The organism is Bacteroides sp. MSK.18.37, assembly GCF_019129155.2.
In the GTDB taxonomy this organism is placed as follows: Bacteria; Bacteroidota; Bacteroidia; order Bacteroidales; family Bacteroidaceae; genus Bacteroides; species Bacteroides ovatus.
This window is the reverse complement of the sequence record NZ_JAHOIB020000001.1, coordinates 6,934,344-6,954,053: the sequence shown is the minus strand read 5'-3', so window position 1 is coordinate 6,954,053 and position 19,710 is coordinate 6,934,344. Positions and strand designations below refer to the sequence as shown.

15 protein-coding genes and 1 pseudogene are annotated in these 19,710 nt (G+C 42.6%); 8 read left to right on the top strand and 8 right to left on the bottom strand.

Going from position 1 to position 19,710, the window contains the following annotated elements:
* Positions 1-61 precede the first annotated feature (61 nt).
* Both KSX81_RS27495 and KSX81_RS27490 read left to right on the top strand, forming a co-directional pair.
* Positions 62-1,189 (top strand): glycosyltransferase family protein, encoded by a 1,128-nt coding sequence (locus tag KSX81_RS27495; protein WP_004297338.1) that lies wholly within the window; start codon positions 62-64, stop codon positions 1,187-1,189.
* On the top strand, positions 1,186-1,368 hold the full coding sequence (locus KSX81_RS27490) for a type II toxin-antitoxin system HicB family antitoxin (protein ID WP_004297339.1): 183 nt from the start codon (positions 1,186-1,188) through the stop codon (positions 1,366-1,368). The genes KSX81_RS27495 and KSX81_RS27490 overlap by 4 nt, the downstream gene beginning before the upstream one ends.
* Positions 1,369-1,454: 86 nt before the next feature.
* Here KSX81_RS27490 and KSX81_RS27485 read toward each other — a convergent pair whose 3' ends face one another.
* The 3 genes from KSX81_RS27485 to KSX81_RS27475 are packed head-to-tail and all read right to left on the bottom strand — an operon-like array spanning position 1,455 to position 7,048.
* Positions 1,455-3,611 carry a S46 family peptidase gene (locus tag KSX81_RS27485; protein WP_004325553.1) on the bottom strand — a complete coding sequence of 719 codons (2,157 nt, stop codon included), beginning with the start codon at positions 3,609-3,611 and terminating at the stop codon, positions 1,455-1,457.
* On the bottom strand, positions 3,612-5,771 hold the full coding sequence (locus KSX81_RS27480; RefSeq protein ID WP_004306012.1) for a S46 family peptidase: 2,160 nt from the start codon (positions 5,769-5,771) through the stop codon (positions 3,612-3,614).
* A gap of 32 nt (positions 5,772-5,803) precedes the next feature.
* On the bottom strand, positions 5,804-7,048 hold the full coding sequence (locus KSX81_RS27475) for an anaerobic sulfatase-maturation protein (protein WP_004297342.1): 1,245 nt from the start codon (positions 7,046-7,048) through the stop codon (positions 5,804-5,806).
* Between the two features lie 157 nt (positions 7,049-7,205).
* Between KSX81_RS27475 and KSX81_RS27470 the strand changes: the two genes are divergently transcribed.
* The 3 genes from KSX81_RS27470 to KSX81_RS27460 all read left to right on the top strand — a co-directional run bounded on the left by KSX81_RS27470 (position 7,206) and on the right by KSX81_RS27460 (position 10,379).
* Positions 7,206-7,940: a DUF4369 domain-containing protein gene (locus KSX81_RS27470; protein ID WP_004306014.1), complete on the top strand. Its 735-nt coding sequence runs from the start codon at positions 7,206-7,208 to the stop codon at positions 7,938-7,940.
* Positions 7,941-7,982: 42 nt separating this feature from the next.
* Entirely contained in the window at positions 7,983-9,737 is a 1,755-nt protein-coding gene (locus KSX81_RS27465) for a hypothetical protein (RefSeq protein WP_032848791.1), read from the top strand.
* A 165-nt stretch (positions 9,738-9,902) separates the two neighbouring features.
* Complete coding sequence (locus KSX81_RS27460; RefSeq protein ID WP_004306016.1) at positions 9,903-10,379, top strand: hypothetical protein; 477 nt, start codon at positions 9,903-9,905, stop codon at positions 10,377-10,379.
* A 98-nt stretch (positions 10,380-10,477) separates the two neighbouring features.
* Here the strand turns inward: KSX81_RS27460 and KSX81_RS27455 are convergent, their stop codons facing one another.
* Positions 10,478-11,236, bottom strand: a complete 759-nt coding sequence (locus KSX81_RS27455) for a lysophospholipid acyltransferase family protein (RefSeq protein WP_004297350.1) — start codon at positions 11,234-11,236, stop codon at positions 10,478-10,480.
* 120 nt (positions 11,237-11,356) lie between these two features.
* Between KSX81_RS27455 and KSX81_RS27450 the strand changes: the two genes are divergently transcribed.
* The 3 genes and pseudogenes from KSX81_RS27450 to KSX81_RS29165 all read left to right on the top strand — a co-directional run.
* On the top strand, positions 11,357-12,610 hold the full coding sequence (locus KSX81_RS27450) for an exonuclease SbcCD subunit D (protein WP_032848579.1): 1,254 nt from the start codon (positions 11,357-11,359) through the stop codon (positions 12,608-12,610).
* Positions 12,607-15,474 (top strand): AAA family ATPase, encoded by a 2,868-nt coding sequence (locus tag KSX81_RS27445; protein ID WP_004325556.1) that lies wholly within the window; start codon positions 12,607-12,609, stop codon positions 15,472-15,474. The genes KSX81_RS27450 and KSX81_RS27445 overlap by 4 nt, the downstream gene beginning before the upstream one ends.
* Before the next feature lie 509 nt (positions 15,475-15,983).
* Positions 15,984-16,028: pseudogene (locus KSX81_RS29165) on the top strand (hypothetical protein); the annotation flags it as partial.
* A 72-nt stretch (positions 16,029-16,100) separates the two neighbouring features.
* Here the strand turns inward: KSX81_RS29165 and KSX81_RS27435 are convergent.
* The 4 genes from KSX81_RS27435 to KSX81_RS27420 all read right to left on the bottom strand — a co-directional run bounded on the left by KSX81_RS27435 (position 16,101) and on the right by KSX81_RS27420 (position 19,693).
* Positions 16,101-16,613 carry an RNA polymerase sigma factor gene (locus KSX81_RS27435; RefSeq protein WP_004297355.1) on the bottom strand — a complete coding sequence of 171 codons (513 nt, stop codon included), beginning with the start codon at positions 16,611-16,613 and terminating at the stop codon, positions 16,101-16,103.
* A 68-nt stretch (positions 16,614-16,681) separates the two neighbouring features.
* Positions 16,682-17,590 carry a vitamin B12 dependent-methionine synthase activation domain-containing protein gene (locus KSX81_RS27430; protein WP_004297356.1) on the bottom strand — a complete coding sequence of 303 codons (909 nt, stop codon included), beginning with the start codon at positions 17,588-17,590 and terminating at the stop codon, positions 16,682-16,684.
* Positions 17,591-17,615: 25 nt separating this feature from the next.
* Positions 17,616-18,953: a dihydroorotase gene (locus tag KSX81_RS27425; RefSeq protein WP_004325557.1), complete on the bottom strand. Its 1,338-nt coding sequence runs from the start codon at positions 18,951-18,953 to the stop codon at positions 17,616-17,618.
* Positions 18,950-19,693 (bottom strand): polyprenol monophosphomannose synthase, encoded by a 744-nt coding sequence (locus KSX81_RS27420; protein WP_004306020.1) that lies wholly within the window; start codon positions 19,691-19,693, stop codon positions 18,950-18,952. Before KSX81_RS27420 ends, KSX81_RS27425 begins: the two co-directional genes overlap by 4 nt.
* Between the last annotated feature and the right edge of the window lie 17 nt (positions 19,694-19,710).

Below are 19,710 nucleotides of genomic sequence, written 5' to 3'. Positions count from 1 at the left end.
ATAGAGTCATCATCTTGTAATGTGAAAGAGGGAATTTTGCGTATCTAAAAATAATGGAACTATGAAATTTTTATTTATTGTTCAAGGTGAGGGGAGAGGGCATTTTACACAGGCAATCACTCTCGAAGAAATGTTATTGCGCAATGGGCATGAAGTAGTGGAAGTCTTAGTCGGGAAAAGCTCGACACGTACTTTGCCGGGATTTTTCAATCGGAGTATTCATGCACCGGTGAAGCGATTCATTAGTCCGAACTTTCTGCCTACGGCAGATAATAAACGGGCGAACCTGACGAAAAGCTTTGCATACAATTTATTAAGATTACCGGAGTATCTTCGTAGCATGTATTATATAAATCAGCGGATCAGGGAGACAGGGGCGGAAGTTGTCATCAACTTCTACGAGCTTTTAACCGGACTTACCTATGCACTCTTCCGTCCCTCCGTTCCGTATATTTGTGTTGGGCATCAGTATCTGTTTTTACATCGTGATTTCGAGTTTCCGGATAAAAATTCGTGCCAGTTATGGATGCTGCGTTTCTTTACCCGGATGACCGCTCTAAGATCTTCGAAGAAACTGGCTTTGTCTTTCCTGGAAATGGAACAGGATGATATGAATCAAATAGTGACCGTTCCTCCATTGATTCGTCAGGAAGTGACCGCTATCCGTCCGGAAAAGGGTGATTATATTCATGGATATATGGTTAATTCCGGGTTTGCTGATAGCGTGGAGAGTTTTCATGCGAAACATCCGGAAGTTCCTTTAACTTTTTTCTGGGATAGATCGGATGCTGAAGAGGTGACACGGATTGACGAAACATTGAGTTTCCATCAAATAGATGATGTGAAGTTTCTTAATGCTATGGCGGGTTGTAAGGCTTATGCCAGTACGGCAGGCTTCGAGTCTATTTGCGAAGCAATGTATCTTGGAAAACCTGTATTAATGGTTCCGGCACATATTGAACAAGACTGCAATGCCTATGATGCAATGAAAGCGGGGGCAGGAATAATCAGTGATTCCTTTGATTTGCAGCCGTTGCTTCGTTTTGCAGGAGAATATACTCCGAACCGTCATTTCGTTTATTGGGTTCGTAGCTGTGAACGTCGGATGATCCGTGAACTGGAGAAACTGGCAGCTTCACATTCAGAAATAACTTCAATACCAACATTCACTAATTATTTACCAATATGAAACTAAACAGAACGGATTATGTGCTTGAACGCGCATCAGATGGTGGCTACTATGCCTGGTTGACTGTAAATATGCAATGTAATGCTTATGGGGAATCTCCTGAAGAAGCAGTTCAGAATTTACAGAATATAATGAATGAGATGATTGACGAGATGTATATGGTGGAAGAGTTTATATAAATTGAAAATAGAGAATTAAAAATTGAGAAATAAAAGTTATGCCATCTGGCATTATATTTCTCAATTTTTAATTCTCAACTCTCAACTTACTCAATGCTAAGTTCGTCGATGATATGAGAGGCTCCTGCGTATTTATCGATGATAAACAAGGTATAGCGGATGTCAACACAAGCGGCTCGCTGCGATGAAGGACGGAAAGCAATGTCTCCTGTTAAGCCTTCAAAGTTGCGGTCGAAAGCAGTTCCAACCAACTGACCTTTGCTGTTAAATACCGGACTACCGGAGTTTCCTCCTGTATTGTCGGTGTTTACGATAAAGCAGACAGGCATTTCACCGTTTTTGCCATAACGTCCATAATCCTGGGATTTATATAACTCTTTTAGCTTTTGAGGCACTACGAATTCCCAGTTTCCCTGATCTTCTTTTTCCATCACACCTTTGAGGGTGGTATGAGCATCATATACCACACCGTCAGCCGGTTCATAAGAAAGTACCTGGCCGTATGTCAATCGTAAAGTAGAGTTCGCATCCGGATAAATCGGCGTTCCTTTTTCCTGTCTCATGTCCATCATGCCTTTCACCCATACTTTATGAGCTGCGTCATAGTTCTGATTGGCTTCTTTCATGGCAATGGCTGTTTTCAGAATTCCGTCGGTAACAGAATATTTGAATAATACCATCCAGTCATATCCTATTTTATACAAACTTGGTTTCTTGATAAACTTCTCAAAGTTTTTAGGATTGCCGAAAATGGAATGTTCGAAACAGGCATCAACGAAGGCGTCAATACTTCCCTTGAAACGAGAATTGATGATTTCGAAGATGTTGATTCGTTGTTCTGCAGGAATGTAGTTGGCATAAGTCTTCAGCATTTCTTTCGCTACCATCCGTTCCACGTCGGGGAAAGGGACAGAAGCAAAATACTTATCACCTTCTTTCTTCAGTTTTAGTTTTGCTTCTTTTATCTGCTCTTTATCTTTCGATTTCAGAGCGGTAACCAATTCTGTCGTGGAAGGGATACGCATAAAATCAAGGGCGGTGACCAATGCTTCATTGATAGCCTGCTGATGATATAGCGCATCGCGTCGGTGAGATACAATAGAGCGAATCTCATCAAAGGCTTTCTGATACGAATCATCTCCCTTCTCACGGCCGCGGGCTAATAGTTCTTCTTGCTGTGCACGTTTGGTATCCAGTACATTGAGGCGTATCAGTCCTTCATTCATGCCGATTGCATTTTTCCAATAATTGGCCGAAGAAGCATATTTGCTTGCATAATGAATACGCACTGCCGGATCTTTCAGCATTTGCTCCATAAGTACTTTCTGACGGGCTCCGCGTACATGCTGGCGCATGAAATTGGTCGTTTGCATCCGTTCTTCCACTTCGTCGGCAATCATATACCGCCAGTTACGTCCGGGGAATCCCATGACAAAGGTGAAATCTCCTTCCTGAACTCCGGCGAGGCTGATCTTCAGATGTTTTTTCACTTGCAGAGGAACGTTGTCTTTAGAATATTCTGCCGGTTTTCCATTCTTGTCCGCGTAAATACGGAAGAGAGAAAAGTCGCCTGTGTGACGAGGCCACATCCAGTTGTCGGTATCAGCTCCGAATTTACCGATGGAAGAAGGAGGAGCCCCTACCATACGAATATCACTGTATACTGTTTTGATGAACAGATAATATTTGTTTCCTCCATAAAAAGCCTTGAGCTCCAACTTTGTTGCAGGAGTTATTTCTATATTCTCGGCTTTGGCAAAACGTTCTGCTACGTTGCCAAGATAACTTGGAGATAGATAATTAACACCATCCGGGTCCGGATCTTTTTTCAGTTGTTCGTTGACGTAATCCGTCACATCGAGAATCCGGTCGATAAAAGTGACGGTCAATCCCGGAGTAGGGAGTTCCGCATCACGGTTCATAGCCCAGAAACCATCTGTCAGATAGTCATGTTCTACATTACTATGTTGCTGGATAGCTCCATAACCACAGTGATGGTTAGTCAGTACCAGTCCTTCGGAAGAGATAACTTCTCCCGTACATCCTCCTCCGAAGTGTACAACAGCGTCTTTTAGAGAAAGGCCATTTGCGTTGTATACTTCCTCTATCGGAATTTCGAGGCCAAGTTCGCGCATGGCAACAGCGTTCTGTGCTTTCAGATCGGTTAGCATCCACATGCCTTCGTCGGCGTGGATGCTAAGAGTTGCCAGTGAAAATAGGACAAATAGGATTTGTTTTCTCATTTATTCTACGATTGTCATTTCATTGATTAGGTGTCCGCAGTTTCCTAACTTTTCCAAAATGAACAGGACATAACGGATATCCAGGTTAATACAACGTTGCAGGTTGTTGTCGAAGTTGATGTCACCGCTTAATGATTCCCAGTTGCCATCAAAAGCGCAACCGATCAGTTCTCCGTTTTCATTCAGTACCGGGCTGCCGGAGTTACCACCGGTGATGTCGTTGGTTGACAGGAAGCAGACAGGCATATCACCATTTGGCAAAGCATAACGGCCATAATCTTTCTTTTCGATGAGTTCTTTCAGTTTGGCAGGTACAACGAATTCACGGTCTTCCGGATTTTCTTTTTCAAGAATACCTTTGGTGGTCGTATAGTAGTTGTAGTGTACACCGTCTTTCGGATCATAAGGTTTCACGTTACCATAGGTCAGACGAATGGTAAAGTTTGCATCCGGATAAGAAGGTACAGGCAACTTCATTTCCCCCAGACCACGGATATAAGTTTTGTGCAGCAAAGCTAGTTCCTGATCCATATCCTTGAGCTGGGAAGCCAGTGTATCCATCAAGTCGTATTTAGACTGGCAGTATTGTAGTGCCAGATCATTGTCAATCGCTTTCACTGAAGGCTTCTTTGTAAACTTCTCGAAGTTTGCCCGGTTGGCAAAAATAGAGTTGTCATACATATCATCAACGAATTTGTTATAATCGCCTTTATATTTCTGCTCAATAACCTTATAAATAGAAGGACGTTGGTTTGCCGGAATCATTTCAGCATATAAGGGGAACAAGGCTTTCGCTACCTTGCGGTCTACTTCATGATCGTAATCTTTGTTATGGATGCTTTCGTAAGTGCTTTCCAAGGCTTTCATGCGTGCTTCGATTACAGAATCGTTTTTCTCAAGTAATGCTTCGCGTGTTTTAGTCAACATCACATTGCCAAATTCGATAGCTCCGAAGAAAGTCTCTCTCAAACAGGTGTACTGATAGTTGAGAGGAGTTGTCTTAGCTACCAGGTCATCAATGTTCTTCACTACCGCTGCATATTCAGCATTGTTTTGTGCTTTTGCAAACTCTGCGAATTTGGCTTCTTGTGCAGCTTTTGTTCCCAATACATCATTATCGATGATGGCCTTATTCATGCCGATGGAGTTTTTCCAATAGTTGCTGGAACCTGCATATTTGTTAGCATACTGAATACGGATTTTGTCACTGGCATTCATTACCTCTTTCAGGACAGCCAAACGTGCACCACGAATACGGATACGTGGATCGTTTTCCGATTCCATACGTTCTTTTACTTCTGATACAGTCAGGTAGCGGCTCGTACTTCCGGGGAATCCCATAATCATTGCATAATCTCCTTCTTTCAATCCTTTGATAGAGATAGACAAATGTTTCTTGGTTTTCAGTGGGACGTTGCTCTCGCTGTATTCTGCCGGTTCACCATTTGCATCTGCATAAATACGGAACATGGAAAAGTCGCCGGTATGACGCGGCCACATCCAGTTGTCTGTTTCACCACCAAACTTACCGATAGAAGAGGGTGGAGCGGCTACCATACGTACATCCGGATATATTTTCTTATAGAAAAGATAGAATTTATTTCCGGCATAGAACGGAAGAGCTTGCGGAACAATTCCCTTTTTGTCTGCCAGGTCACTTTTAAAATAAAGATCATGAGCCAGCTTTTGAAGGAATATATTGCTGAATGATTCGGATTCGGTGATTTCTTTCGCCGCAATCTTGGCATTGACAATATCCGTAATATCTTCGATACGTTCGATAAATGTGAATTGCAATCCCGGAGTAGGGAGTTCTTTGTCTCTGGAAGTAGCCCAGAAACCATCAGTCAGATAATCGTGCTCAACACTACTATGTTGCTGGATGGAGGCGTAGCCACAATGGTGATTGGTCAGAATCAAACCTTCGGGTGAGATAATTTCTCCGGTACATCCGCCTCCGAATATACCTACGGCATCTTTAAGAGAAATTCCATTCGGATTATATAGGTCCTGTGCTTCCAGTTTTAATCCTTGTTTTTTCATCATGTCTATGGAGTGTTGCTGTTGCATCAGTTGCAATAGCCACATACCCTCATCCGCTTTAACGGAACATACAAAAAGCGCAGCCAGCGCTAATAGATAAAGTCTTAGTCTGTTCATTATTTAATGATAAAATTAAAATATATGATTGGTTAGTATTCAATTTTCAAATCTCCGTTCTTCAGTGCTTCCATGATATTAGCAGGCGGACGTTGATTCATCAGTTCGTTTTTCATAAAGTCCATATAAGGAGCTACATGCTTAAAGAACTGGTAATAGCCTTTGCATAAGTAATTCAATCCCGGTTCGCCTTCTGCCGTTTGGCTGAAACGATTTTTCGGGCATTCTCCGTTGCAGGCAAACAGGAACTCACATTCCTTGCATTGAGTAGGGAGAGACTGATATTTCATGTTCCCGAAATTGTGCTGACGCTCGCTATGCATCATTTCCACCAGAGTTTTACTATAAATGTTACCTAATTTATATTCGGGAAATACAAAATGGTCGCATGAATAAACATCTCCGTTGAATTCCATCACGCCGGCATGACCGCAGGTCTTTGCCATTGTGCATATACCAGGCTGTTCGCCCATCCAGTTCGCCAAAGTCGAATCGAATATTTGTACATAGTACTTGCCTACATCTTCTTTCACCCATTCGTCGAAAAGAGCACAAAGGAAGTTGCCCCATTGCTCCGGAGTGATCGAAAAATCGGCAAGGGTTCCGGCTTTATTTTCTGCAAGAGAAGCGAGGTGACGACCGTCCTCATGTGAGAGAATACGTTCAACGATAGGAGCGAACTGGATATACTGACAACCGATTTCTTTGAAGAAACGATAAAAGTCTAGTGGATAGTCGGCATTGAAGTCATTAATAACTGCCATCGCATTCCATTCCACCCCATGTTTTTTCAAAAGATTGATGCCTTGCATCACTTTCACAAAAGAGGGTTTTCCCATTTTATTTTTGCGATACTCGTCATGAAACTCCTGGGGACCATCGATAGAGACTCCTACCAGCCAATTATTTTCACGGAAGAACTCGCACCATTCGTCGGTGAGCATGGTTCCGTTGGTTTGGATGCAGTTGTCGATCGTTCGTCCGCGGGCATACTTTTTTTGTAGTTCCATCGCCTTTTTATAGAAGGAGAGCGGTCGCATCAGCGTTTCTCCTCCGTGCCAGGTGAAAAGCACCTGCGGCATGGTTTGTGAGTTAATGTACTCGTCGATAAATTTTTCCAGAAGTTCATCGCTCATTACGTGTTTCAGATTGTCTTTGTATAGGTTGGCCTTTTCCAAATAATAGCAATAATCGCATGCTAGATTACATACGGCACCTACAGGCTTTACCATTACATAAAGCGGTTTGGCAAAAGGGGCAAATGTTGATGTTTTCATGACTGCAAAATTAGATAAACTAAATGAAAAAAATAGCCTTACACCTATGTTTATAAGGATTATTAAAGAAAAGAGTCTTACAAGATTTAAATATTGATAAAATGTTTCTTTGAATTCTGAATCAGTTGTACCTTTGTACCCAGAATTTAATGAATAGATGAACGTGAATAAAATTTTGCCTTTTTTGCTTTTGCTTCCGTTTTTGGCTTCCTGCACCAGTAAGTACAAGATTGAAGGAACCTCTTCAGTGAATAGTCTGGATGGAAAGATGTTGTATCTTAAGTCCCTTCGTGATGGAGAGTGGGTGAAGCTGGATTCAGCTGAAGTAGTGCATGGTCTGTTCTCAATGAAAGGGAAAATAGATTCCGTACAGATGGTGACACTTTATATGGATGAAGAAAGCATTATGCCGATTGTGCTGGAAAGTGGGAAGATAACAGTAACCATTAGCAACACGGACCTCAAGGCAGTCGGAACATCTTTAAATAATGCACTGTATGAGTTTATCAGCAAAAGAAACCAATTGGAAGAAAGCATTGGTGAACTGGAGCAGAAGGAAACCCGTATGGTACTGGATGGAGGCGATCTGGATGAGATTCACGGTCAGTTGGTGGTGGAAGGAGACTCACTGATGAAAGCGATGAATCAGTATGTGAAAACGTTCATCTCCGATAATTACGAAAATGTGCTGGGACCCAGTGTGTTTATGATGCTCTGCAGCTCTTTGCCCTATCCCATTATGACTCCGCAGATTGATGATATAATCAAGGATGCTCCTTATTCTTTTAAAGATAATAAACTGGTTAGAGAGTTCCTGTCTAAAGCAAGAGAAAACATGAAGTTGATAGAAGAACATCAACGATTGGAACAAAATGCTTCAACAAATAAGTAATACTTGAGTTTTTTGTGTATTTTTGCACAAAACTCAAGTAAAGTGAAAACGACTACTGTTTCGGTATACGCCGCTTTCTTTTTTATTTTAGTCTTATCGGTTTCTTGTCATAGAGATTCGGAGGCCCCCGATGCGGCATTCCAGAGGATTGAAATGTGCATGGAATCTCTTCCGGATACAGCTCTGTATCTATTAAAGTCAATACCTCATATTGAAAAATTGCGTGGAAAGTTGCAGGCGGATTATGCACTTTTATTGACGCAGGCGATGGATCAGAACTATGTGAAGTTTACTTCTGACTCATTGATTGCACTGGCGCTGAATTACTATACTGTAGAGCATGGTGACTCAGTTACGCGTGCTAAAGCACAGTATTATTATGGAAGAGTGCTGCGTGAATTGGGCAAAGATGAAGAGGCTTTGACGTTTTTATCTTCGGCAAAAGAAATGTTCGGGAATATTCAATGTTGTAAGATGTTTGCAATGGCTACTGATGAGATAGGGATGATTAACCGGAAAAAGAAATTGTATCAGGAGTCGTTGAAGAATTTTCGGGAGTCATATACGATCTATGAAGAGTTGAAAGATTCTTTGAGTCTTGTCAGAGCCGGGCAAAATATAGGCCGGGCTTATTTGTTTCAGAATAAATGGGATAGCTGCTATTTCTATTATACTTACGCTTTAGAACTAGCCAGGGAAAAGCAATATCCGTCTGAAGTTTCCATTTTACATGAGTTGGGGATACTGTACCGTTCCATGGGAGAACTGAAAAAGTCAGAACGCTATTTTCTTGCTGCTTATGAAAAAGAAACGGATGAAGAAAGGAAATACGTGGAGTGTATGTCTCTCGGCTATTTGTATATACAGATGGGCGATGTAGAGAATGCCCGGAAATATTTTAAGATGAGTATCAATTCTTCTAAAGAATATACCCGTATTGATGCATATAACAATTTATACTTTCTTGAAAAAGATATTGATAATTTTGAAGAAGCGATTATCTACCATGAAAAAGCGGACTCTATCGTGAATGTATTGGATGAAGTCGATTCGCAGGAGTTGATAACAGAACTGCAAAAGCAATACGAGAACGAGAAACTCCGGAATGATAATCTACAACTGAAAGTGGACCGTACAGTTTTTATATTTTGCGGTACGGTTATTTTCCTGATTGTGGCCTTCTATATGTGTTATTACTACTACAAAAGTAAAAATCACAGGAAGAAGATTGCCGAAATCGAATCCCAGATTAGAGATAATGAAGAGGAGATAAAGCGATATCAGCAGGAGATGGAAGAAATCCAGGAGTTGAAAGATCAAGTACTGGAAGAGAACCGCATACTGGAAGAAAATCGAATGAAGGTGGGCGAGTTGAATGGAAAGATTGTACTTCTAAGTATGCAGAACAAAAACTTATCGGGACTATTGAAAGAACTGGGAGGAGAATTAACTGTCGGACCCTCTTCTGAACAGTACATATCCGCTTTTCGTCTGCTGCTTGCTATCAAAGAGGGAACATTAAGAGGTAAATTGTCTAATGGAGAACGCTATAAATTGTTTAGCCTGTTTGATTTACTCTATTCTAATTACGTTACCCGGTTGCTTGACAAAACTCCTTTATTAACTAAACATGATCTTGAGATCTGTTGCTTTCTTAAATTTGGACTGACCAATGAAGAACTGGCGCGTATTTTTCAGACCTCTTCCGATTCTGTTACCAAAGCAAAAGGAAGGCTGAAAGGTCGATTAGGCATTTCTCCACAAGAAGATTTGAATGTGTTTTTAAGGGATTTTTGATAAATAAAAAATGAATTGTCCGGGTCATTAATAGAACGCTAATCTGTATTTGATTGAAATGTAAGTGTTTACGAAAAATCAGGCGCACTGATTTTGTCCGGGTGACTTTTTTTGTGTTTTCGGATGCATGCTGTACTTTTGACACAACAAAAACCAAATAGCTATATGAAAAATCCTAATGAATTATCTGCCGCCTCTTCTTTGAGAGGTGACGAATTGCAGTTAATAGAACAAAAAGCCAGCATTGTTGTCGGAATAGCAAATTCTCGCACCAGGTTACGGATAGGAATTCTATTAAGTAAATATTCAGAGTATCAGGTGGATTATATATCCTCCGAGAGTGAGATCGGTAAACTGATTGAAGAAGCCGACTTGATTATTGGTGCAGGGATTACCGCTTACGAAGGGGTATTGCGCCGAAAGCCGGTGATTGTAGTGGGTGATTATGGCTTGGGAGGTCTGGTTACTCCGGATACATTCCGCAAGCATTATAACAATCGGTTTAGAGGGAAGATTAATGGTGTCAGAAATGAATCTTTCTCATTAGAGAATTTAGAAAAGGAAATTTATAAAAGTTTTAATTTGACTTTTCAAGAATTACAAATGATGTCAAACCAAACTATAACCTTGCAAAACATCTAAATATCTGAATTTCTTAATTTAATAGTTTGATGCATAAAACTGGTTAGGAATATGGGGGTGCGTGAGCATCCCCATATTTATATAAGATTATGTACTGACTATCGGTCTTGATCTTCGTTTTTCACCATTCCCTTGTATTGTTCCGGCAGGGCGCTTTCAACCGCAGCGTAGGCCTCTGCCATGGTTGCCTTGATATTTTCCATTCCTTTCCCTTTGGGAGGAATAGGCTCGTGAATAGTCAGAATCATGCGATGACGGTGTATCCATTTGCCTGTGCGTGGCAGAATCTCGAATGAGCCGTCAATGGTGACGGGTACAACCGCCAACTGTAAATCATCAGCCAACTGGAAAGCGCCTTTCTTAAAGTATCCCATGTGTCCTGTAAATGTACGCGCTCCTTCAGGAAAGACTACGAGAGAAACCCCATCTTTCAATGAGTCTTTTGCCTGCCGGATTGTTTCCAATACTTTTTTAGGACCAGATCTGTCTACAAAGATATGTCCTGCACTTTCACAGGCTTTTCCTACAAACGGCAGTTTGCGCAGGCTTTTTTTCATCATCCACTTAAAGTTTCTTCCGATGAAGCCGTAAATAAGGAAAATATCAAATGAACCCTGATGGTTAGGGACGAAAATATAGGAAGTCTTGTCATGCAACTTTTCACGTCCCTCAATCTTCACGGGAATCAATAGAAACAGACAAATTAATTGTGACCAAATCTTCCCCGGATAATATCCCCAGATGTGGGCTCCTCCCAAGAGAGAACCTACAATAGTGACGATTGCCGTGAGGATGGTCAACACTAATAAAATAGGCAAAGCGATGCAAATCTGATAAATATAATACAGTATCTTCATAGGGTTGGATTTTTATCCTGCAAATATACATGATTATTGGTAAAAAAGAGAGGCAGATGTGATATAATCTTTTTGATTGTGTTATTTTTGCCTCTTGTCATTAGAGATAGTTACAAAATTATGATACGTATATTACATACTGCCGACTGGCATCTGGGACAAACCTTTTTTGGTTATGATCGCACGGAAGAACATGGAGTATTCCTGAATTGGCTGGCAGAAGAAATTCGTCAGAAAGAGATTGATGCATTGATTATAGCCGGAGATGTTTTTGATGTTTCCAACCCTTCCGCAGCATCCCAAAGCATGTATTATCAGTTTATTTATCGGGTGACAGCAGAGAATCCGTATTTGCAGATTGTCATTGTTGCCGGCAACCATGATTCGGCAGCACGCCTGGAGGCTCCTTTGCCTCTGTTGCAAGCTATGCGGACGGAAGTCAGAGGGGTAGTTCGCAAGCTCGAAGGCGGAGAAATCGATTATGACCATTTGACTGTGGAACTGAAGAACCGGAGAGGGGAAGTGGAATTGCTTTGCATGGCAGTTCCTTTTCTGCGTCAGGGAGATTATCCGGCCGTGCAAACGGAAGGCAATCCGTATGCGGAGGGAGTTCGCGAACTTTATGCACAACTTTTGCAAAGGCTATGGAAGCGAAGGACGGAGAATCAGGCGATTCTTGCCATCGGTCATTTGCAGGCTACAGGATCGGAAATTGCAGAGAAGGATTATAGCGAGCGTACCGTGATTGGTGGGCTGGAGTGCGTATCTCCGGAAACTTTTTCCGAACAGATAGCTTATACGGCATTGGGACATATACATAAAGCGCAGCGAGTGTCCGGAAGAGAGAATGTGCGGTATGCCGGAAGTCCCATTCCGATGTCTTTTGCCGAGAAACATTATCATCATGGAGTCGTGATGGTGACTTTCGACGGAGGTTGTGCGGTGGACATTGAACGGTTGGAATGCCCGAAATTAATACCTTTGTTGAGTGTCCCGAACGGAGAACCTGTTTCACCGGAAGCCGTCTTGGAAGCCTTGAAGGAACTACCCGAGACAGAAGCCGTAGCCCCATATCTGGAAGTAAAGGTATTGTTGGAGGAACCGGAACCCATGCTTCGGCAGGAGATTGAAGATGCACTGGCAGATAAAAACTATCGGTTGGCGCGTATTGTTTCTACCTATCGCACTGAAACTGGAAATACGACGAAAGAAAATGAAAACTGGAAGAGGGGGTTGCAGGAAATGTCTCCCTTGCAGATTGCACAGTCTGCCTTTGAGAAGATTTATCAGGTGGAAATGCCTGTAGAACTGACAGGTTTGTTTGAAGAGGCCTATTTGGCTGCTACCCGTAAAGAAGAGGAGGAAGAAGAATGAAAATACTAGCTATACGATTGAAGAATCTGACCTCGATAGAAGGAACGGTAGAAGTGGATTTTATGGCAGAACCATTACATTCTGCAGGTATCTTTGCCATTTCAGGACCTACCGGTGCAGGTAAGTCTACTTTATTAGATGCCTTATGCCTGGCATTGTATGATAAGGCTCCCCGCTTTGCAACTTCAGTGGAAAATGTGAACCTGGCAGATGTGGGAGACAATCAGATTAATCAGTCTGATGTTAGAAATTTGCTGCGTCGGGGGACAAGTGACGGTTATGCGGAAGTCGATTTTTTAGGTATTGACGGACGGCGTTACCGTTCTCGTTGGTCGGTGAGGCGGACAAGAAACAAGATAAACGGTTCTTTGCAGCCACAAACGCTGGAAGTGAAAGAACTGGATACGGAGAAAGAATTTCAAGGTACCAAGAAAGAGTTGTTGATTCAGTTGGTGGAGTTGGTTGGCCTGACGTATGAACAGTTCACCCGTACAGTATTATTGGCACAAAATGATTTTGCTACATTTCTGAAATCAAAAGGGGCGGCAAAAGCAGAATTACTGGAGAAGTTGACAGGAACCGGCGTGTATTCCCGGATTTCTCAAGAGGTCTATGCCCGGAATAAGGCGGCACAAGAGGAGGTGACCTTGATTCAGAATCGAATGAATGTGATCGAATTGATGCCGGAAGAAGAGCTGCTTGCTCTGCAAAAAGAGAAAGAACTATCAATTGAAAAGCGCGCGGCAGGGATTAAACTGCTGGCAGAACAGAATGAACAACTGAATGTGGTTCGTTCATTAAAAATACAGGAAGAACTTTGGAAGAAAAAGCAGCAGGAAGAACAGGAGGAACAGGCCAGGGAGAAAGTATTGCAGGGTGCATTGGCTTCCCAAGAGGAAGGATTGGTGCATTTTAAGGCACAATGGGAGGCCATACAGCCAGACTTGAAGAAAGCACGTCAATTGGATGTACAGATACAGTCTCAACAAAGCAGCTATATACAGTCGCAGCAGATTTTACAAGCGGCTAACAGGCAGGTGGCGGAGCAGGAACAAAAAATGCGAGTGGCTGCGGAACAATTACAGGTGTCTTATTCTTCTCTGAACCGCTTATTAAGCCATGTAGGGATAGAAGAAGCACTGCAACTTGAACAGGTGGAAGAGATTCTACGGCAAGAAGAAAGTAAACTGGCTGCCGCTACCAGTACGAATGAGGAACGTTTGTTGCGCTTAAATTCTTTCGGATATCCGTTATTGGCCGAAGAACAGGTGAAGTTGCAAAAAGAGTTGACTCGTCAGCAGAATATCCGGCAATTAACGGAAACGCAGACGAAAGCAAAGACGGAAATAGAAAGACTGGAGAAAGAAGTGGCCAATTGTCTGAAACAATTGACGGAGCAAGAAACCGCATTGAAAGTTACTCAACGTCTTTACGAAAATGCACGTATGGCAGTGGGAAAAGACGTGAAAGCATTGCGCCGGCAATTACAGGAAGGGGAGGCTTGTCCGGTTTGCGGTAGCACAGCGCATCCTTATCATCAGGAACAGGAGGTGGTAGATACTCTTTTCCGGAGTATAGAGCAGGAGTATAATGTAGCATCAACCAACTATCAGCAGATGAATAACCGGAGCATTGCTCTGCAACGTGATTTGGCGCATCAAAAAACGGTGGACGGACAGATCGCGGAACAGTTGGCAGCATTATATAAAGCAGGGATTGAAGCCGGAAACGAAGAGCAAATACAACGTCGTTTGGCGGAACTGGCAATACGTATTTTGGAATATCGCAATCTTTATGCAGAATGGCAGCGCAGCGATGAAGAAATTAAAAAGATGCGTGCACATTGTGAAGCCCTCCGTGAGAATGTTTCTCTCTGTCGTTTGGCTATGCAGAAAGTATCGTCTGCCAAAGAACAGCTGGTAATCTTACAGAATGCTGCTTCGGCCGAACTAAAGAGATTTGAAGTGATAGAGAAAGCGCTGAATGTGCTTCGTCAGGAACGTTCTCAGCTATTGAAAGGAAAAAGCGCGGATGAAGCGGAAGCTGCCGTAGCAAAAAGAGAGAAAGAACTGAATCTCGCTTTGGAGAAAGCACGTAAAGAAGTAGAGGCGGTACACAACCGGCTTTCCGGTTTGCAAGGAGAGATGAAGCAAATTGCACTGGCTATAGGAGAGTTGCAAGAACAGTATAAAAAGATAGAGTCTCCCGAACTGCTTCCTGAAATAATAAAGAAGCAACAGGAAGAAAACCTGAATATAGAACGTGCCCTTTCTACTATGGAAGCCTGCCTGCTACAACAAGCAAAGAATAAACTGACTGTGGAACAGATTGCGAAGGAACTGGCAGAGAAACAAACTGTTGCCGAACGTTGGGCAAAATTGAATAAACTGATTGGCAGTGCGGATGGAGCGAAATTTAAAGTGATTGCTCAAAGTTATACTTTGAATTTGTTGCTGCTTCATGCCAATCAACATTTATCCTATCTCTCTAAACGCTATAAGCTGCAACAGGTACCCGATACGTTGGCACTTCAGGTAATAGATTGCGATATGTGTGATGAAATACGGACCGTGTACTCTCTTTCAGGAGGTGAATCGTTCCTGATTTCTTTGGCACTGGCTTTAGGTTTGTCTTCCTTGTCAAGTAATAATCTGAAAGTTGAATCTCTTTTTATTGATGAAGGTTTCGGTTCTTTGGATGCGGAAAGTTTGCGTACAGCGATGGAAGCATTGGAACAATTACAGATGCAGGGGCGGAAAATAGGAGTAATCTCTCATGTGCAGGAGATGAGTGAACGGATTTCTGTTCAGGTGCAGGTACATAAGAAAGTGAATGGAAAAAGTGTGCTTACCGTGGTGGGGTAAGCACACTCCTTACTACTTAGTATGAATTATTCAGGTTGGATTCTTTTACATTAATTCGTTCAGTTCGCTTAAATTCTTTTTGATTTCGTGGATACGATTTAAGAACTTCTTGCGGTAAATCCATAAGATCAATCCCAGTCCTCCGCCCCATAACAGGATGAAGAAAGCAATCATGCCCATTCCATATTGCCACACTTGCCAGTAGATAAATGAAAGTATAGCCAGGACTAGGAGAAAGGCAATAGCAATCAATCGTTCCCTGATGGTCCATCGATGGATACGGTTCACGCGGCTGATTACTTCTACCAAAGGCATCTCGTCTATTTGTGTCCGTTGGAGGAAACGGGTGGTGACGATATCCCAGCAAAGGGCAGGAATCCATGCGAAAATGATAATGATATAGATCGGGTTCAATCTGTTATGTAACAGTACCTCCGCTAAAAATAAGATCAGTATCGGCAGAGAAATCAGAATAAGCTTGATGTTCAGTCTGGCAATGGCATGGATACCTTTGTCCGCATGCCTTATCAGCTTTTCAAGCTCTTCTTCTTTGATGAACTCTTTATCTTTCAAGTGTTCATCCAGGGCATTCCAAGATTTTTTCAGTTCTTCCAGTTCCATATATCTTATTCCTCCTTTTTCATTCTTTTAAGTTTGTCTTTGATGCGACTTAGTTTGGTCGCTACATTGGTAACCGTCAGTCCGGTGATTTCTGCTATTTCCTCGTAACTTTTGTCTTCGAGATAAAGCAGGATAATTGATTTGTCGAGTTGTCCCAGTTGGTTAATCATCTGATAAAGCTGTTTCAACATTTCGTTGATCGGGTCGTGTGCTTCTATGGCCCAGTCGGTATCTCTGGTGAGGCTGACTATTTCTGGCACATTCTTTTCTTTACGATAGAAGCTGATACAGGTGTTGAGGGCAATACGGTAAATCCAGGTGGAAACCTTACATTCTTTTCTGAATTTGGGATAGGCTTTCCAAAGGTTCAATACCACATCCTGATACAGATCATTGAGAGGAGCATTGGGATTGGCATACAGATAGCATACCTTGTAGATCACCCGTTCATATTCGCGGATCACCGACAAAAACTCTTGTTCAATAGGGGCGCTAACCTCTGCTGTTTGTTCTCTCATGGAATCTATGATTACTTTTCTGGTTAGTTAGTCGTGAGAAAAGGAGAAAAATCACAGGGGAATAAGGACTATTGGAGATTAGCTGCCAGAAACTTACACATTTCTTCGATACTTTTTCCCCGACGGCGGGCATAATCTTCCAATTGGTCTTCTCCAATCTTTCCGACGGAGAAGTATTCGGAAGCCGGATGTGAAAACATAAGTCCGCAAACAGAAGCGTGCGGGTACATAGCTCCGTTTTCGGTCAGCGAAATGCCTATCTGCTTCATGTCCAACAGTTCATCCAACAGGAAGTTGACGGATTGATCCGGTAAAGACGGGTAACCGACAGCAGGGCGAATGCCTTGATACTTTTCGACCAGTAAGTCCGCTATGCCTAAATTCTCGTCTTTGGCATATCCCCACGCTTCTTTGCGCACATATTCATGCATCTTTTCTGTTGCTGCTTCTGCCAGTCGGTCGGAGAGGGTTTGGACAAGCAGGTGTTTATAAGGGTCCTGTTCGTACAATCCTTCCATGTCCGCATCAATGGAAGAGGCAAAAGCACCGATGGTATCCGGGATGCCGGAAGAGATCGGGCGGATAAAGTCACTGAGACAAAGAAAAGGACTACCGTCTCTTTTCGGCGTTTGCTGGCGCAGTAAAGGAAAAGTGATGAACCGGTCTTTTTCTTTCTCAATAATCAGGTTATCCCCGTCAGAGTTTGCCTTGCAAAGCTTGAAGATGGTCTTTACTTCATAATCCCGGTCAAGCAGATCGAGCATCCGGTTGGCCTCTTTGAATAGCTGCATTGCTTCGGAAGCTTTATTACGTTCTTCTTCCGGGAAAGTTGTCAGCCACGAAGCACGGCAGGCATCACATCCGTGAATGTTGGCGATGGCTGCAAAACGTGGCTGGAACCCCCATGCATGGAAAAAGTAAATCCAGTTGATGTAGGGAGTGACTGTATGTATTTTATAAGATAAAATGGTACTCATAGGCTTGTTGAAGGCGAGCTGCTGTTTATCTGAATCTTAATTCCTGTCCGCGATAAGTCTCGTCTATTTCTCCGTTGTTATATAACAGATGTCCGTTTACAAATGTTTTCTCTACTTTCCAGTCGAATGTGTGTCCCTCTAATGGGCTCCATTTACATTTGCTTAGAATACAATCGGTTGTTACAGTCCATTCGCTTCCGGGACGGACTAATACCAGGTCAGCCTGATAGCCTTTGCGAATGAATCCTCTGTTTTGTATCTCATACATCTGCGCAGGAGCATGAGCCATCTTTTCTACTACTTTTTCGATAGTAAACACTCCTTTTTCTGTCAACTCCAACATGCTGACGAGTGAGAACTGAATCATCGGCATTCCGGACATTGCTTTTAAGGCACCGCCTTCTTTTTCGCTAAGTAAATGTGGGGCATGATCTGTGGCAATAGCATCAATCAAACCGCTATTGACAGCCTCTCGCAAAGCTTTCCGGTCTTGCGCTGTCTTAATGGCAGGGTTGCATTTGATGCGGGCACCCAGTGTCTGATAGTCCTCTTCCGTAAAGAGCAGATGAGAAACACAGGCTTCTGCCGTGATCTTTTTTTGTACCAAAGGTACATTAGAAAACAGGCTCAACTCTTTAGCTGTGGAAATATGCATGATGTGCAGGCGGGCGTTTGTCTCACGTGCCAACTGCACTGCCAGTTCGGATGAACGATAGCAAGCTTCTTCCGAACGAAGGAGCGGATGAAGAGCCAAAGGTACGTCGTCTCCGTATTCTTTCTTATATTTATCCGTGTTTTCTTTGATAATTCCCTGATCTTCGCAATGAGCAGCGATGAGCAGATCGGTTCCACCGAATATATTACGCAGACTGGCCATCCGGTCTACCAGCATATTGCCGGTGCTTGAACCCATAAATAACTTCACTCCACAAACCCGGTGTTTATCCAGTTGTGCAAACTGGGTATAGTTATTATTCGTTGCTCCGAAATAGCAGGAATAGTTGACTGCTGACTTTTCACCCAACAGAACAAATTTTTCCTCCAAAGCCTCCAATGTGGTAGTTTGCGGATTGGTATTGGGCATATCCATGATAGAGGTGACACCTCCTGCTGCCGCAGCACGACTTTCTGTGGTGATATCTGCCTTATGAGTCAGTCCGGGATCGCGGAAATGCACATGTTCGTCGATGGCACCCGGCAAAAGATAACACCCGGTTGCGTCTATTATCTCGTCGCAGGGGGCAGTTGCGTTTTCTTCACCAACCAATATTTCGGCTATCTTTTCATTCTCGATTACTACTGAACCCAGAACTTTTCTTCCTTCGTTGATAACAACGGCGTTTTGAATCAGTGTACGTTTCATTTCTTTTGTGGGAATTTATGGAACCAACTATTTACTTTTAATTTTATCACACCAAATATGGCTTCTCCAAAGATGCTGCTATTCATTTTAGAAGTCCCTAATTCACGATTAATAAAGATAACGGGAACCTCGATAATTTTGAAACCACACTTATAAGCAGTGAATTTCATTTCAATCTGAAAGGCATATCCTTTGAAGCGAATATGATCTAAATCGATTGTTTCCAACACCTGGCGGCGGTAGCAAACAAATCCGGCAGTGGTGTCATGTACAGGTATTCCGGTGATAAACCGCACATATTTAGAGGCAAAGTATGACATCAATACCCGTCCCATCGGCCAATTCACTACATTCACTCCGCTGACATAACGGGAACCGATGGATACATCTCCTCCTTGTTCCGAACAAGCCTGATACAAACGGGGTAAATCATTCGGATTATGACTGAAGTCTGCATCCATTTCAAAAATATACTCGTATGCGTGTTCCAGTGCCCATTTAAATCCGGTAATGTAGGCAGTACCCAGTCCCAGTTTTCCTTTACGTTCTATCATAAAAAGCTGTTCGGGAAATTCTTGTTGCAGTTTTCTTACGATGGCTGCCGTTCCGTCCGGAGAGCCGTCTTCTATGACCAGAATATGGAATACTTGGGGAAGGCCGAAAACGGCACGGATGATATTTTCTATGTTCTCCCGTTCATTATAGGTGGGGATAATTACAATGCTATCCGATGTCTGCATATAGATACTATAAAATT

Bases quoted from the DNA above. Each gene is read 5' to 3' on its own strand.
- KSX81_RS27425 (WP_004325557.1), bottom strand. From the start codon at position 18,953: ATGAAACGTACACTGATTCAAAACGCCGTTGTTATCAACGAAGGAAGA.
- KSX81_RS27430 (WP_004297356.1), bottom strand. From the start codon at position 17,590: ATGAGTACCATTTTATCTTATAAAATACATACAGTCACTCCCTACATC.
- KSX81_RS27445 (WP_004325556.1), top strand. From the start codon at position 12,607: ATGAAAATACTAGCTATACGATTGAAGAATCTGACCTCGATAGAAGGA.
- KSX81_RS27490 (WP_004297339.1), top strand. From the start codon at position 1,186: ATGAAACTAAACAGAACGGATTATGTGCTTGAACGCGCATCAGATGGT.
- KSX81_RS27480 (WP_004306012.1), bottom strand. From the start codon at position 5,771: ATGAACAGACTAAGACTTTATCTATTAGCGCTGGCTGCGCTTTTTGTA.
- KSX81_RS27470 (WP_004306014.1), top strand. From the start codon at position 7,206: ATGAACGTGAATAAAATTTTGCCTTTTTTGCTTTTGCTTCCGTTTTTG.
- KSX81_RS27450 (WP_032848579.1), top strand. From the start codon at position 11,357: ATGATACGTATATTACATACTGCCGACTGGCATCTGGGACAAACCTTT.
- KSX81_RS27435 (WP_004297355.1), bottom strand. From the start codon at position 16,613: ATGAGAGAACAAACAGCAGAGGTTAGCGCCCCTATTGAACAAGAGTTT.
- KSX81_RS27455 (WP_004297350.1), bottom strand. From the start codon at position 11,236: ATGAAGATACTGTATTATATTTATCAGATTTGCATCGCTTTGCCTATT.
- KSX81_RS27420 (WP_004306020.1), bottom strand. From the start codon at position 19,693: ATGCAGACATCGGATAGCATTGTAATTATCCCCACCTATAATGAACGG.
- KSX81_RS27485 (WP_004325553.1), bottom strand. From the start codon at position 3,611: ATGAGAAAACAAATCCTATTTGTCCTATTTTCACTGGCAACTCTTAGC.
- KSX81_RS27495 (WP_004297338.1), top strand. From the start codon at position 62: ATGAAATTTTTATTTATTGTTCAAGGTGAGGGGAGAGGGCATTTTACA.
- KSX81_RS27475 (WP_004297342.1), bottom strand. From the start codon at position 7,048: ATGAAAACATCAACATTTGCCCCTTTTGCCAAACCGCTTTATGTAATG.
- KSX81_RS27460 (WP_004306016.1), top strand. From the start codon at position 9,903: ATGAAAAATCCTAATGAATTATCTGCCGCCTCTTCTTTGAGAGGTGAC.